14 protein-coding genes and 1 pseudogene are annotated in these 14,220 nt (G+C 64.5%); 4 read left to right on the plus strand and 11 right to left on the minus strand.

From position 1 onward, the window contains the following. Both EN969_RS02695 and EN969_RS02700 read left to right on the plus strand, forming a co-directional pair. The coding region (locus EN969_RS02695) for an ATP-binding cassette domain-containing protein (RefSeq protein WP_164758132.1) at positions 1-457 on the plus strand (457 nt) is incomplete at its 5' end. 53 nt (positions 458-510) lie between these two features. Next, on the plus strand, positions 511-1,506 hold the full coding sequence (locus EN969_RS02700; protein ID WP_027161057.1) for an ABC transporter permease: 996 nt from the start codon (positions 511-513) through the stop codon (positions 1,504-1,506). 5 nt (positions 1,507-1,511) lie between these two features. On the opposite strand, the gene phnN is transcribed toward EN969_RS02700, so the two are convergent. From phnN to EN969_RS02745, 9 genes are all read right to left on the minus strand, one after another. Continuing rightward, positions 1,512-2,141 (minus strand): phosphonate metabolism protein/1,5-bisphosphokinase (PRPP-forming) PhnN, encoded by a 630-nt coding sequence (gene phnN / locus EN969_RS02705; RefSeq protein ID WP_024502021.1) that lies wholly within the window; start codon positions 2,139-2,141, stop codon positions 1,512-1,514. Further along, positions 2,138-3,289, minus strand: coding sequence for an alpha-D-ribose 1-methylphosphonate 5-triphosphate diphosphatase (locus EN969_RS02710; RefSeq protein WP_063169766.1), 1,152 nt, complete (start codon positions 3,287-3,289; stop codon positions 2,138-2,140). Before EN969_RS02710 ends, phnN begins: the two co-directional genes overlap by 4 nt. 13 nt (positions 3,290-3,302) lie before the next feature. Further along, positions 3,303-4,010, minus strand: coding sequence for a DUF1045 domain-containing protein (locus EN969_RS02715; RefSeq protein WP_027161055.1), 708 nt, complete (start codon positions 4,008-4,010; stop codon positions 3,303-3,305). Positions 4,011-4,163: 153 nt separating this feature from the next. Then, on the minus strand, positions 4,164-4,976 hold the full coding sequence (iolB, locus tag EN969_RS02720) for a 5-deoxy-glucuronate isomerase (protein WP_063169767.1): 813 nt from the start codon (positions 4,974-4,976) through the stop codon (positions 4,164-4,166). 150 nt (positions 4,977-5,126) lie between these two features. Further along, positions 5,127-5,345 (minus strand): hypothetical protein, encoded by a 219-nt coding sequence (locus tag EN969_RS02725; protein WP_027161053.1) that lies wholly within the window; start codon positions 5,343-5,345, stop codon positions 5,127-5,129. Between the two features lie 58 nt (positions 5,346-5,403). Next, the gene (gene iolE / locus EN969_RS02730; protein WP_063169768.1) at positions 5,404-6,321 is read right to left on the minus strand and encodes a myo-inosose-2 dehydratase; all 918 of its coding nucleotides are present in this window, start codon (positions 6,319-6,321) and stop codon (positions 5,404-5,406) included. A 114-nt stretch (positions 6,322-6,435) separates the two neighbouring features. Then, positions 6,436-8,286, minus strand: coding sequence for a 3D-(3,5/4)-trihydroxycyclohexane-1,2-dione acylhydrolase (decyclizing) (gene iolD, locus EN969_RS02735; protein ID WP_063169769.1), 1,851 nt, complete (start codon positions 8,284-8,286; stop codon positions 6,436-6,438). Positions 8,287-8,320: 34 nt separating this feature from the next. Then, positions 8,321-10,255, minus strand: a complete 1,935-nt coding sequence (gene iolC, locus EN969_RS02740) for a 5-dehydro-2-deoxygluconokinase (RefSeq protein ID WP_063169770.1) — start codon at positions 10,253-10,255, stop codon at positions 8,321-8,323. A 141-nt stretch (positions 10,256-10,396) separates the two neighbouring features. Next, positions 10,397-11,242 carry a MurR/RpiR family transcriptional regulator gene (locus tag EN969_RS02745; protein ID WP_024502014.1) on the minus strand — a complete coding sequence of 282 codons (846 nt, stop codon included), beginning with the start codon at positions 11,240-11,242 and terminating at the stop codon, positions 10,397-10,399. A 155-nt stretch (positions 11,243-11,397) separates the two neighbouring features. Between EN969_RS02745 and EN969_RS02750 the strand changes: the two genes are divergently transcribed. Then, on the plus strand, positions 11,398-12,507 hold the full coding sequence (locus tag EN969_RS02750; RefSeq protein ID WP_013528369.1) for a Gfo/Idh/MocA family oxidoreductase: 1,110 nt from the start codon (positions 11,398-11,400) through the stop codon (positions 12,505-12,507). Positions 12,508-12,518: 11 nt separating this feature from the next. Here EN969_RS02750 and EN969_RS02755 read toward each other — a convergent pair whose 3' ends face one another. Further along, positions 12,519-13,220, minus strand: a complete 702-nt coding sequence (locus tag EN969_RS02755; protein ID WP_063169771.1) for a YafY family protein — start codon at positions 13,218-13,220, stop codon at positions 12,519-12,521. 129 nt (positions 13,221-13,349) lie between these two features. Here EN969_RS02755 and EN969_RS02760 point away from each other — a divergent pair, with 129 nt between their 5' ends. Beyond that, entirely contained in the window at positions 13,350-13,985 is a 636-nt protein-coding gene (locus tag EN969_RS02760) for a LysE family translocator (protein ID WP_027161048.1), read from the plus strand. Between the two features lie 34 nt (positions 13,986-14,019). On the opposite strand, the pseudogene EN969_RS02765 reads toward EN969_RS02760, so the two are convergent. Next, positions 14,020-14,220, minus strand: a pseudogene (locus EN969_RS02765) (3-deoxy-7-phosphoheptulonate synthase); the annotation flags it as partial.

Genomic DNA, 14,220 nt, shown 5'->3' on the forward strand with positions numbered 1-14,220 from the left:
GTCGATCGCTCAGAACATTTCGCTGCCCAATCTGCCCGCGCATGCGCGCCGCTCCCTGGTGTCCTCAAGCGCCGAGACCTCCACCGCCGAGAAGCAGAAGAAAGACCTCGGCATCAAGGCGCCTTCGGTGCAGACGCGCACCGGCACGCTGTCGGGCGGCAATCAGCAGAAGGTCGTGCTCGGCAAGTGGCTGGCCATGAACCCCAATGTGATGATCCTCGACGAGCCGACGCGCGGCATCGACATCGGCGCCAAGGCGGAAATCTACGGCCTGATGCGCGCATTGGCCGATGCCGGCGTCGCCGTGCTGATGATCTCGTCGGACATGGAAGAGGTGATCGGCGTGTCCGACCGCATCGCCGTCATGCATGAGGGCCAAATCTCCGGCATTCTCGACAAGGACCGGTTCAGCCAGGAAAACGTGCTGCTGCTGGCGGTGGGCAAGCAGCCGAAGTAGTTTTGCCGGGGTCTCGCGCAAGCGCGATCTGCTCAGGCATTGGGGAGAAGACGATGAGCAAGAAAGATCTCGGCCTGCTGATCCTGATCCTGGTGGTCGGGGCGATCGTTGCGATCATCAATCCGCGCTTCCTGCTGCCGATCAACCTCGCCAACACCTCGAACCTGATCGGTCTGTTCGGCATCCTGTCGATCGGCCAGGCCTTCGTCATCATCACCGGCGGCATCGAATTGTCGGTCGGCTCGGTGGTCGCGCTGCTTGGAACGCTGTTCATCGACTTCATCGCCGTGCGCGAGGTGGGCTGGCCGCTGGCCTTCGTGCTGATCCTGTTCCTCGGCGCCATCATAGGCCTGGTGCATGGCTGGCTGATCACAAGGCTCAAGCTGCAGCCTTTCGTCGTCACTTTGTGCGGCCTGTTGATCTACCGCGGTGTCGCCCGCTTCTACACCGCCGACGGCACGGCGGGTTTTGCGTTCGGCCAGAATTTTCCCGAGCTCGAATTCCTGACGGCCGGACGCTCCTATGGCGTGCCGAACAGTTTCATCGCGCTGATCGTTATTTCGATCGTCATGTGGGTGGTGCTGCATCGCTCGGTGTTCGGCCGCTATCTCTACGCCATCGGCAAGAACGAGGAGGCGGCGAAATATTCGGGCATCCGCACCGGCCGTGTCGTCATCGCCGCCTATGTCATCTGCGGTGTGCTGACGGCGCTGTCGGCGATCTATTTCGCCATGTACACGCGCTCGATCTCGCCGGCCAGCCACGGCCAGTTCTACGAACTCTACGCCATCGCCGCCGCCGTGCTCGGCGGCTTCTCGCTGCGCGGCGGCGAAGGCTCGCTGATCGGCGTCATCCTCGGCACGGTGCTGCTGCAGGAGCTGCAGAATCTCGTCAACCTGCTCGGCATCCCGTCCTCGCTCAACTTCGCGGTGATGGGCGGCGTCATCCTCATCGGCGTGCTGGTCGACCAGCAATGGGGCGTGTTCCGGGAACGGCGGCTGATGGTCGACGCCACCCGCAAGGGCGTGGCGGGCCAGGCTGCGGAATAGCTAGCCTAGATCAGGCCCGACATGTCGGAAAAGGCCATCGCCTTGCGCAGCACCTCGGCGAAGCGTTCGCCGGCGGCTTCGCGCGGGCCGCTGTTGTCGATCGAGGTGACGCCGGGCCCGGACAGAGTGACATTGGCGCTGCGTGCCAGCCGCGCCAGCACTTCGCCGCGGGACTCCCGGCCGCGCATCGCCAGACGCTCGGCCAGCACTTCAGGCGAGGCAGTGATCTCGACGACGGCCAGGTTGGCATAGCGTTCGCGCAAGGAGGGGATGATCGCGCGCGACACATTGGCGACAGCGACACGGCCATTGGCGACAGACCAGTCGACATCGGCGGGGATGCCGTAGCGCAAGCCGTGTGCTTCCCAGGAAATGGCGAAGGCGCCATCGGCTTCGGCTTCGGCGAAGGCAGCGTCGGCCAGCGTGTCGTGATCCTCGCTTGCGGCATCGCTCGGCCTGGTGATGACCCGGCGGACGAACTCCAGCCGCGTTTCGTCGGCAAAATGGTTGCGGGCGTAGCCGATCACCGTGTCCTTGCCGGCGCCGCTTGGGCCGACGACGGCGACGAAAACGCCATCGCGGATCGGAAACGTCTCGGCCGAAAGTTCCCGCTCGATCAGTGCCGACACCATCATGCCACCCGGCGTCCCTGCCGCCACACGGTGCGCACGACCGGAACATGGTCGTCGACGCGCACCCGCACCAGATCGGCGCGGCGGCCCTGCTCGATGACGCCGCGGTCGGTCAGTCCAACCGCATCGGCCGGGTTTTTCGAGACCATGGCGACGGCCTGCGGCAGGGAAATGCCTTCGACGACATCGCCGAGGAAGAACGCCGACTGGATCAGGCTGAAGGGAATGTAGTCGGACGACAAGATGTCGAGCAGGCCGTCGCTGGCCAGCGTACGGGCCGAGACATTGCCCGAATGCGAGGCGCCGCGCATGACGTTTGGCGCGCCCATCAGCACACCCATCCCGGCCTCTTTCGAGGCCCTTGCGGCCTCTTCCGTGGTCGGGAATTCGGCAACCCGCACGCCCTGCTCGATCGCTTCGTCGACATGGCCCGATGTGGCGTCGTCGTGGCTGGCCAGCACGATGCCGCGCTCCTGGCAGGCGGCGGCGATCACCGCCCGGTTCGGCGCCGAATTGCGCGCCGATTCGGCCATCCGTTTTTCGCAGAACACCTTGAAGTCGCGATCGGTCAGCTTCAGCTTGCGCTGGTAATAGTAGGCATAGGTTTCGAGATTGACGAACTGGCGCTGGCCTGGCGCATGATCCATCAGCGATGCCAGCTTAACCCGCTCGTCGCCGTCGAAATTGGCGAAAGCCCTGAGGCAGTCGGGTGCCGAAACCTCGCAGCGCAGGTGGATGAAATGGTCGGCGCGCAGACGGTCCTGCTTCACACTGTCCTCGATCGCGTCGGCCAGCTTGCGGATGTCGGCCGATGTCAGGTCGGCGTCTTCGTCCATGCCGACGCGCAAGGCGTCCAGCACGGTGGTGATGCCGGCGGTTGCCACCTGCGCGTCATGGGCGAGCACGGCGGCGATCGGATTCCAGCGCACCTTGGGCCGCGGCGCGTAATGGCCTTCGAGATGGTCGGTGTGCAACTCGACCAGCCCGGGAATAATATAGTCGCCGCCCATATCCTCGCCGATGCGGCCAGAGCCAAGGCTTGCGCCGGCTTCGATGCCGGCGATAAAGCCGTCGCGCAGCACCAGCGAACCTTCGACGATCTCGTCGGCAAGCACGATGCGGGCATTGTGGAGAACAGTCTCGGCGGTCATTTCAGGCAGTCCTTCAGGCGGTTTTTCTGGCCGGGCGGCGCCCGAGCGCGTGATGCGAGAGCACCATGAACGGCGCACCCGGTTCGGTTTCGACAAACAAGGTCAGCGCATCCACCAGCACCTTCTGTTGCAGCACTTCCGCGAACAGGCTGTCGATCGCTGCGCGCAAACGCGGGCTCTCCTGTGACCCCGCCCGGCCGGAGAGCGTCATGTGGAAGCGAAAGGTTTCGAAGACATAGGGGTAGCCCCATTGGCAGAGATTGCGGAACTCGGCCGGCTTCAGCGAATCCGGGCTGCGCCGCTCGATTTCCGCCTCGCTCAGCGGTGCGCGAAACCGGTCGAAGTCGCGCACCACGTCATCGGCGAACCGGTTGAGCGCAGGCACTGGCCCTTCCGGCACCAGTGCGAAGAAGCCGTCGATCTGGCTGACCACGAGACGGGGAATGGTCACCACCGGCGTCACCTCGGCAAAAAGGTCGAGTGCGGCGCGCAGCGAGACTTCCGTCTCGTTGGCAGCCAGGCGGAACGGTGCTTTCAGCGTCGCATGGAAACCATAGCGGCGCGCCGAAGCGGTGTGGAAAGCCACTTCCGCCGCCGACAGGTCGGCCACCGCTTCGACCGGCCTCGTGGCGGCGCCAAACGGGTCGCGGCCCAGCCAGTCGGCGGCGATCCGCGCCAGTGGCTCGTCCTGCCGGGGAGTGAAATAGAGGGCGTAGCGCATGGAAAGTCCTTGTCAGCTTCGCTGCCATAGGTGATTTCCATGACGAATTGACGAAGCCTTGCTGGCTTTCAGGTAACAAAACGCTGCGGCGGGGTCATTAGCCGACGATTTTTTCGTGCTGGACCAGGGGGCGAGTGCTCACGCAGCGACCGATCAGGCCTTCATCAGCCATTCATGCTCGGGCGCATTGTGGAACTTCCACGTCCGCTTCGGTCCTGCCATGACGTTGAGATAATAGAGGTCGTAGCCATGGCAGGCGGCGCAGGGGTGATAACCCCTGGGTACCAGCACGACATCGCCATCCTCGATCGCCATTGCTTCGTCGAGCGCGCGATGGCCGTTCTTGTCGGCGTCGGTGTAGACGCGCTGGAAGGCAAAGCCCTGCGGCGGGTTGAGGCGGTGATAGTAAGTTTCCTCGAGGTAGGATTCAGCGGGCAGATTGTCCTGGTCGTGCTTGTGCGGCGGATAGCTCGACGTATGCCCCCCGGGCGTGATGACCTCGACCACCAGCAGCGAATCGGCCGGCTTGCCCTCCGGCAGGATGTTGGTGACATAGCGCGTGTTGGTGCCCTTGCCGCGCACCTCCTGGCCGAGATCGTCCGGTCCGATGACGCGAACCGGCAGGCCGCCGCCAAGGCCCGGCGCCGAGCAGACCGCGACTTCCAGTTCGGTGTCCGCGGTCACCGACCAGTCCGAACCCTCAGGCACGTAGACCGACCACGGCTTGCCCTCGAAGGGCGACATGCGCTCGCCGAGCAGGCCGAGCTCCTTGCCGCCGGCTGAAGCCTTGCCCTTGCCGGTGACGAACACCAGGCAGACTTCGCGATCCTCCGTCTTGCCGAAGGCGCTCTCGCCCGGCTTCAGCCGATGCAGGTCGAAACCGACATAGGTCCAGCCCGCGCTTTTCGGCGTCACATGGGCGACGCGACCGTGGCCCTTGTCGGCTTTGACGAGCAGCTTCGACATTTTTGTCTCTCCTATCGAAATCTTCGAGATCGGCCGAAGCCTCTCTAACTTCGTCATCCTAGGGCCTAGCAGGAGCGAAGCTCCGTCGCGGAGACCCTCGGATGACGAAGTTAGAAGCACTGGAAGCTAACCGCCGACGCATGCGATCAGTCACTCCTTCGGCTCGGGCCCGACCGGAGGCCTCGCCTCGTCAGCAGGCTTGTAGAGATAAAAAAACTGCCAGACGGCGTAGCCGGCGAAGCCGAGCGCGATCATGCCCCAGAACGGCGTGCCGGTGGCGAACTCGATGATCGACCAGATGACGCAGACCGCGACGACGGCGACACGCCGCCACAAAGGCCGGAAGAAGGGGTGTTCGGAATCTTTCATCGGGCCAATCTACAGCAATCGGCCTCGCCGGGAACCCGTCGCACCAGCCATTGGGAAACTAGACATTTGGAAAGCCTTGCGTCTCGACCGTGTATCCGGCCGCCGTCATGACGCGCATCAATTCCTTGTAGCCCACTTGCGCCATCCTGAGCGGCGGGTTCTTCTTCGGGTCCTGCTCGGCCTCGACCACGAACCAGCCCTCATAGCCATGGTCGGCGAAGCGCTGCACGATGGCGCCGAAGTCCAGCGAACCGTCGCCCGGCACGGTGAAGGCGCCGAGCGCCACCGCGTCGAGGAAGGACTGCTTCGTGCGGTCGAGCTTTTCGATCACCCCCATGCGGACGTCCTTCACATGCACATGGCTGATCCGGGTATGGTGGTTGTCGATGGCGCGCAGCACGTCGCCGCCGGCGAATGCCAGATGGCCTGCATCGAGCAGCAGCGGAATGCCGGCTCCGGAATAGCGCATGAAGGCATCGAGTTCCGGCTCGGTCTCGACCACCGCCGCCATATGGTGGTGGTAGGACAGCGGCATGCCTTGTTCGGCGCACCATTCGCCAAATTCGGTCAGGCGCTTCGCATAGGCTTTCATCTCGTCGTCCGACAGCTTCGGCTTGGTCGCCAGCGGCTTCGAGCGGTCGCCCTGGATCGAACGGCCAACCTCGCCATAGACGATGCAAGGCGCGTTCACCGCCTTGAACAGGTCGATCATCGGCTGGATGCGATCCTTGTTGTCGGCCATCTCCCCATCGACCAGCGTGCCCGAGAACCAGCCGCCGCACAGCGTGACGTCGGCGGCCTTCAGGATCGGCAGCATGATTTCGGGGTCATTGGGAAAACGCCGGCCCATCTCCATGCCGGTGAAGCCGGCCGAGCGCGACTGGCGCAGACATTCTTCCAGCGACACGTCATCGCTGAGCTCCGCAAGATCGTCGTTCCACCACGCAATGGGGGACATGCCCAGTTTGGCTTTCAAGTCGTCACTCCGGTCCTAAAACAGTTTCTTGCTCGTTGGCGCCGCCCCTCATCTGCCTGCCGGCATCTTCTCCCCGTGTAGAGACGGGGAGAAGGAGGAGCTTCGGCGCCTATATCAATCGCCGATGGTCTGCATCTGCCGCTTTTCATCATACGCCTTGCGCGCCGCGTTGACCTGCGGCCGCACTGACACTTCCGGCACCGCCACATCCCACCAGTGACCGCCGGCATCGGTGGAAACCAGGGGGCCGGTGTCGATGACGAGCACCGTGGTGCGCGTATTCTTCCTGGCTTGTGCCAGCGCGTTTTCCAGCCCGGCGATCGACGGCACTTTCTCGGCAATCGCCCCCATGCTCGCCGCATGCGCGGCGAAGTCGATGTCGGGCAGAACCTCGTGGCGCGAGTCCTTCAGCAGATTGTTGAAGTTGGCGCCGCCGGTCGCCATCTGCAGCCGGTTGATGCAGCCGTAACCGCGGTTGTCGAGCAGCACGATGGTCAGCTTGAGGCCGAGCATCACCGAGGTGGCGATCTCCGAATTCATCATCAGGTAGGAGCCGTCGCCGATCATGACGACGATCTCCTCGCCGGGCTTCGCCATCTTGGCGCCGAGCCCGCCGGCAATCTCATAGCCCATGGTCGAGAAGCCGTATTCGCCATGGTACGAGCCGGGCGCGCCCGCCTGCCAAAGCTTGTGCAATTCGCCCGGCAACCCGCCGGAGGCATTCAGCAGCGTCACACCGGAGCCCATGGCGCGCTGCACCGCGCCGATCACCTGCGCATCGGACGGATAGGCGGCATTGGTCGACGCCGTCACCTTGGCCGCCTCGACCGCCCAGGCCTTCTTGCCGGACGACGCATTGTCGGTCCAGCTTGCCGGCGCCTTCCAGTCCTTCAGCGCAGCACCGAGTTCCGCCAGGCCCTCGGCCGCATCGGCCACCAGCGGCAGGGCGCGGTGCTTGCCGGCATCGAAGGGCTGCACGTTGAGTCCGATGATGGTCTTGCCCGAATTCTTGAACAGCGCCCACGAACCGGTGGTGAAATCCTGCAGGCGCGTGCCGATGGCCAGCACGACATCGGCTTCCTCAGCCAGCCGGTTGGCGGCAGAAGTGCCGGTGACGCCGACCGCCGCCATGTTGAGCGGGTGGTTGTCCGGCAGCGAGGATTTGCCGCCTTGCGTCTCACAGACCGGGATGCCGCCGCTCTCGGCGAATTTCGCCAGTTCGTCCGACGCCTGCGAATAGAGGACGCCACCGCCGGCGATCACCAACGGCTTTTTTGCACCCTTGAGCGCGGCGACCGCGGCCGCCAGTTCCTGGCGATCCGGGCGCGGCCGGCGCTGGTGCCAGACCCGCTCCGCGAAAAAACTCTCGGGATAGTCATAGGCCTCGGCCTGGACGTCCTGGCAGAGCGACAGCGTCACCGGGCCGCATTCGGCCGGATCGGTCAGCACGGCCATGGCACGGCTCAGCGCAGGAATGATCTGCTCCGGCCGGGTGATGCGGTCGAAATAGCGCGAAACCGGACGGAAGCAGTCGTTGACCGTCGCCGTGCCGTCGGAAAAATCCTCGGCCTGCTGCAGCACCGGGTCGGGGATGCGGTTGGCGAAGACATCGCCTGGCAAAAACAGGACGGGCAACCTGTTTACATGGGCGAGCGCCGCCGCCGTCACCATGTTGAGCGCGCCGGGGCCGATCGAAGAGGTCGCGGCCATGAAGCGGCGGCGGAAATTGGCCTTGGCGTAGGCGATTGCCGCATGCGCCATCGCCTGTTCGTTGTGGGCGCGAAAGGTCGGCAGTTCGTCGCGCACCTGATAGAGCGCCTCGCCGATGCCGGCGACATTGCCGTGGCCGAAGATCGCCCAGACGCCGCCGAAGATCGGGACTTTGCTACCGTCGATCTCAGTCATCTGGCGCGACAGGAAGCGGGTCAGCGCCTGCGCCATCGTCAGGCGGATTGTCTTGCTCATGGTGTTTTCCTCCGCAGTCCTATTCCGCGCCTTCTTATGCCGCCTTGCGGCCGCGCGCGGCAAGCCACGCATCCGTCAACTGTTCGAAGCGCTGCGCCATGTCGGCGATCGCCTCGTCATCCGACATCCTGCCGGCCAGCCATTGTTCGGCCGCATGGACGAAGATGGTGCGGCCGACGGCAAAACCCTTGACGATGGGTGCCTTGGCGGTGGCGGCGAACGCCGCTTCCAGCTCGTCCTGCGGCGCTTCCAGGCCCAGCAGCACGACGCCGCGGCACCAGGGGTCGTGCTTCAGGATCACGGCCTCGATCTTCGCCCAGGCGCCGCTCGACGCCTGCGGCTCGAGCTTCCACCAGTCCGGCTTGATGCCGAGCGCATAGAGTTCCTCCAGCGCGCGCGGGATCGTCGTGTCGTCGAGCTTGCCATGCTTGCCGGCAATGATCTCGATGAGAAGTTCCCTGCCGACCTTCCGCGCCGCTTCGAACAGCGCGCGCAACTTCTGCTGCTGTTCGTCCTTGAGCGCCGCCGGATCGTCGGGATGATAGAAGCACAGGCATTTGATGCAATGGTCGACCGGCCACTCGGTGAGCTGCGAGCCGATGTCCTGCGAGAATTCGAAGCGCAGCGGCCGCGAACCCGGCAGCTCCACCGGCCGCCCGAGCCAGGCGAAGGAATGCCTGGCGAATTCGAACATCGCCTTGCGGCCGTGTTTCTCGTCGATCAGCATGCCGTAGCCGTCGCGGCCGGCGGCAACCTTCGCCGCCGCCTTGACCGCCAGCACCTTGAAATCCTGGATGCGTGCGGGATCGGCACCGGCCTTCGCCGCCACATCCTCGAGCTGCACGCGGTGGTCGCAGGCGAGCGCCATCATCGAGGGAATGTCGCGCCGGCGCGTCGTTGCCCAATGGATGTGGTTGATCGCCTCGTCCTTGCGCAACGCTAGATGCCTGCTGCCGTTCTTGAGGAAGAACCGCAGCTCCTCGAAGGTCGGATATTCCGGCGCGCAGAGCAGCCGCGACACGGCGAAGGCGCCGCAGGCATTGGCCCAGGTCGCCGCCGTCGCATGGTCTTCGCCGCCCAGCCAGCCGCGCAGAAAGCCCGACATGAAGGCGTCGCCGGCGCCGAGCACATTGTAGATCTCAATCGGAAACCCCTTGCCGACGACGCCGTCCTCGAGATCGTCGCTGATCGGTCCGTCATAGACGATGCAGCCCATCGCGCCGCGCTTCAGGACGATGGTGGCGGACGACAGCGAGCGGATCGTCTTCAAGGCGCTCAGGCAATCATCGGCGCCCGACGCGATCATGATCTCTTCCTCGGTGCCGACGATGAGGTCGCAGTCGGGCAGCACCGTCTTCAGCTGCGCCGAGACCCGGTCCGATTTTACATAGCGCTCGAACCCTTCGGCATGGCCGGCGAGACCCCACAGGTTCGGCCGGTAGTCGATGTCGAACACCACCTTGCCGCCCTTGGCCTTCATGATGCGGATCGCCTTGCGCTGCGCGGCATCGCTGTTAGGCCTGGAAAAATGCGTGCCGGTGACGACGATCGAGCGCGCCGAGGCGATGAAGGCCTCATCGATGTCTTCCGGCGCCAGCGCCATGTCGGCGCAGTCCGAGCGATAGAAGATCATCGGCGAGACGCCTTCGTCCTCGACCGACAGCAGCACCAGTGCGGTTAGCCGCTCCTTGTCGGTCTTGAGCCCGTCGACATTGACGCCTTCACGCGTCAGCTGCTCGCGGATGAAGCGGCCCATCTGCTCGTCGCCGACGCGGGTGAGCAGCGCCGAGCGCAGGCCGAGCCTGGCGGTGCCGACCGAGATGTTGGCCGGGCAGCCGCCGACCGACTTGGCGAAGGAGGTGATGTCCTCCAGCCGCGAGCCGATCTGCTGGCCGTAAAGGTCGACGGAAGCGCGACCGATGGTGATGACGTCGAGCGGCGCGTATTCAGCGTCCACGGCTTCGCTCATTGGAACCTCCCGTCGGCCTTGTTGTGTTGGGGTACACGCGCGAGCGGCAGCGTGGCGCCGGGAATATGAAATAATAATTCCAATCCATAGTCAATATGGAATGAGCATTCCTTCGGTGAAAAGTACCTTTTCGGCGGTGGATCAGGCCTTGCGCTTCCTGCCCGTGTCGCGCCGCTTCTCGCCGACGCCGACGGTCAGTGCCATGGCCAGCGCCATTGTCGCCGACAGTGAGCGGAAGCCGGCGAAATCGGCCTCGGCAACCTCGAACCAGACCTTGGCGAACTGGGCGAGCGGCGAAAACGAGCTGTCGGTGATGGCGACGATCGGCACGCCCTGTTCCGAAATGCTGCGCGCCTCCTCGATCGTGGCGGGCGCGTAGGGCGAGAAGGAGATGGCGATGACGGCATCCGCCGGCGTGGCGAAGCCGATCATCTCGGCATTCAGCCCGGCCGCCGATTCGATCAGCTGGTTGCGGATCTTCAGCTTGCCCAGTGCATAGGCGATGTAGGACGCCACCGGATAGGAGCGCCGCTTGGCCAGCACATAGATGGTTTCCGCCTTTGCCAGCAGGGAAATAGCGTCTTCCAGATGCGCTTCGTCCAGCGTGCGCGAGATGTCGTTGAGCGAGGTTGAGGCGGCGGCGACGAAGCCGTCGAAGATCGCCCGGTGGCCGGCGCCTCCCTCAGCCTTGACGCGCAGCGCCTGCAGCCTTTCGTCATAGGATGAGTTGCGCTCGCGCAGCCGCTCGCGAAACACCTGCTGCAGGCTGGTGAAACCATCGAAGCCAAGCTGCTGGGCAAATCGGATCAGGGTCGAAGGCTGCACGCCCGCCGAAGCGGCGATGCTGGCGGCGGTGCCGAAGGCGATATCGTCGGGATTGTCGAGCGCATGGGCAGCGATCTGGGCGATGCGTTTCGGCAGGCTTTCGCGTCGCTCCAGGATGGTGGTGCGCAGCGTCTCGAAATCGCGAGGTACCCGTTCGTCCATCGTCGCTCTGTCCAGGCTCATGCGTGAAGCGTCCTCTGTGCCTCATCATAGCGAGCCTGCGCAAGAACACCATAAAAAATGAGGCAGACATTCCATTTCAGGAGAAAATGGACTAATTCATCCACGCAGCGCTTCAAGCAGTGGAGAAACGGAAAATGGTCGGCGTCGGTCTCATCGGTACGGGTTTCATGGGCAAGTGTCACGCCATCGCATGGAGTGCCGTCAGCGCTGTCTTTCCCGACGTGGCCAAGCCACGGCTGGTCCATCTCGGCGAGGTCAATGAAGAGCTTGCCCGGCGCAAGGCGGGCGAGTTCGGTTTCGCCAAGGCGTCGGGCGACTGGCGCGCCGTCGTCAACGATCCCGAAGTCGACATCGTCTCGCTGACCACGCCCAACCAGTTCCACCCGGAAATGGCCGTCGCCATCCTCGAAGCAGGCAAGCATCTGTGGTGCGAAAAGCCGATGGCGCCGAGCTTTGCCGAGGCCGAGGCGATGGCGGCCGCGGCGAAAAAGTCCGGCAAGGTCGCGGCCCTCGGCTACAACTACATCCAGAGCCCGGCCATCCGCCATATCGGCGCGCTGCTGGAAGAGAAGATCATCGGCGAGGTCAACCATCTGCGCATCGAGATGGACGAGGACTTCATGGCCGACCCCGAAGCGCTGTTCTTCTGGAAGCACGAAGCAGCTTCCGGCTATGGCGCGCTCGACGATTTCGCCGTGCATCCGCTGTCTCTGGTCTCGGCCCTGTTCGGCCGCGTCGCCAGTGTCATCTGCGACATGGCTAAACCCTATGCCGATCGCAAGCTGGCCAGCGGCGGTCGTCGCGCGGTGGAGACCTACGACATCGCCAGCGTGCTGATGCATCTGGAAAACGGCATTGCCGGCACGCTGCTGGTCAACCGCTCAGCCTGGGGCCGCAAGGGCCGCATCGCCGTCCAGATCTTCGGCTCTAAAGGGTCGATCCTGTTCGACCAGGAACGATCGAACGAATTCCAGCTCTATCTCACATCAGACCGGCCGACCGAACAGGGCTACCGCACCATCCTGGTGGCGCCGCACCACAAGCCCTATGACCTCTTCGTGCCGGCGCCGGGCCATGGCCTCGGCTTCAACGATCTCAAGATCATCGAGTGCCACGAATTGCTGACGCGGCTTGAAGGCAAGCCGGCGCGGCTCATCGAGTTTGCCGAAGGGCTGGAGATCGAGCGCACGGTGCACGCGATGGCGCGCTCGTTCGAGGAAAAGCGCTGGGTGGACGTACGGTGATATAAGCCCGCTCAGACGGCCGTGGCAGCGACGTTCGTCTCCCATCCATTCACCCAGACCTGCCGCAAGCGGTCGCCTTCGCCCTTGAAGCGTAACCCGGTCGCCTGGCAATCCGCGATCCGGTCGCTGCGGAAATTGCGGATCGCCTGGCGCAGCTCGCACCAGGCGACGATGTTGGCGGTTTCGGCGTAGTAGATCAGCGCGATCGGGCGGATGAGGCGCTCGGAGGCGCGGCCCATTTCGTCTCGATAGGAGAGGTCGAGCTTCTCCTCGTCGCGGATGGCGCGTCGCACCAGCGCAAGGTCGATCGCGCCGGTCGAAGGCGCGGCGAACCCCCACGCGTGCAGCGCATTGGCGTCGAATACCTGGCGCAAGGGCGGCGGCACCGCGCCGGCGATCTTGGCGCTGACGCGCTTGGCCGCCTGCTTGAGCTCGCTGTCGCCGGTGCGCTCCAGCAGCGCCAGCGACAGGACGATCGCCTCCATCTCCTCGATCGAGAACATCAGCGGCGGCAGGTCGAAGCCGGGACGCAGGATGTAGCCGATGCCGCGCCCGCCCTCGATCGGCACGCGCATCGCCTGCAGGGCGGCAATGTCGCGATAGATCGAGCGCACCGTCACCTCCAGCCGCTCGGCGATCGTCGCTGCCGTCACCGGCTGCCGCGCCAGCCGCACGATCTGGATGATCTCGAACAGGCGCGACGCCTTGCGCATTTTTCTCGCCCGGTTTCCATCACAACTGACACACCATCGTCAGTTGGGCTGACCTATAGGAGCGCCTATCGAATTGAAAATCAACAGGTTCCGCTGCGGTTTGGCGGATCGAGGCGGCAGGCAACTGACATGGGCTATGCGGAAAATCTCTGGCTTTTCTTTATCCTGCTGTTCGGCATCATCGCCGTTCCGGGCATGGATATGCTCTTCGTGCTTGCCAATGCACTGACCGGCGGCCGCGACCGAGGCCTTGCCGCGACCGGCGGCATCATGGTCGGCGGCATGGTGCACACGCTGAACGGCGCCATCGGCGTCGGCCTGCTGATGCATTTCGTGCCGATCCTGTTCAAGCCGCTGCTGCTTGCCGGCGCCGCCTACATGGCCTTCATAGGCATCACGCTGATGCGCAGTTCCATCATCGTCGGCCAGGAGGGGCCTGCCGGCAGCCGTTCCGCATGGAAGGCGTTTCGCCAGGGATTTGTGACCTGCCTGATCAACCCGAAGGCATACCTGTTCGTGCTTGCCGTCTACCCGCAGTTCCTGAAACCGGACTACGGTCCGATCTGGATGCAGGCGACGGTCATGGGGCTGCTGACCGTGGTGACGCAGGCTGCGATCTATGGCGGGCTGGCTATCACGGCCGGCCGCAGCCGCAACCTTCTGATCGCCAATCCGCGGGCGACCATTTTTGCCGGCCGCGCGGCCGGACTGCTGCTCTTTGCCGTATCGGTGTTCACGGCATGGGAAGGATTAAGGGCGGCGTAATCCCGGTCACCGCCGCCCACTTCCCTATGCCCTGTCAGGCAGCTCCCTGCCGGTTGTCGATCATGGCGCGGCGTGCCGAGCGGCGCCACTCGACGGCGCCGGCAAGGCCGTGCAGCACGGTCTCGGTGGTCGCCCAGTCGATGCAGCCATCGGTGATGCTCTGGCCATAGACCAGCGGCTTGCCCGGCACCACGTCCTGCCGGCCGGCGACGAGATTGCTCTCGATCATCAGGCC

Origin of the sequence: Mesorhizobium sp. M7A.F.Ca.CA.003.01.2.1, assembly GCF_003998945.1 — a bacterium.
GTDB lineage: Bacteria > Pseudomonadota > Alphaproteobacteria > Rhizobiales > Rhizobiaceae > Mesorhizobium > Mesorhizobium ciceri.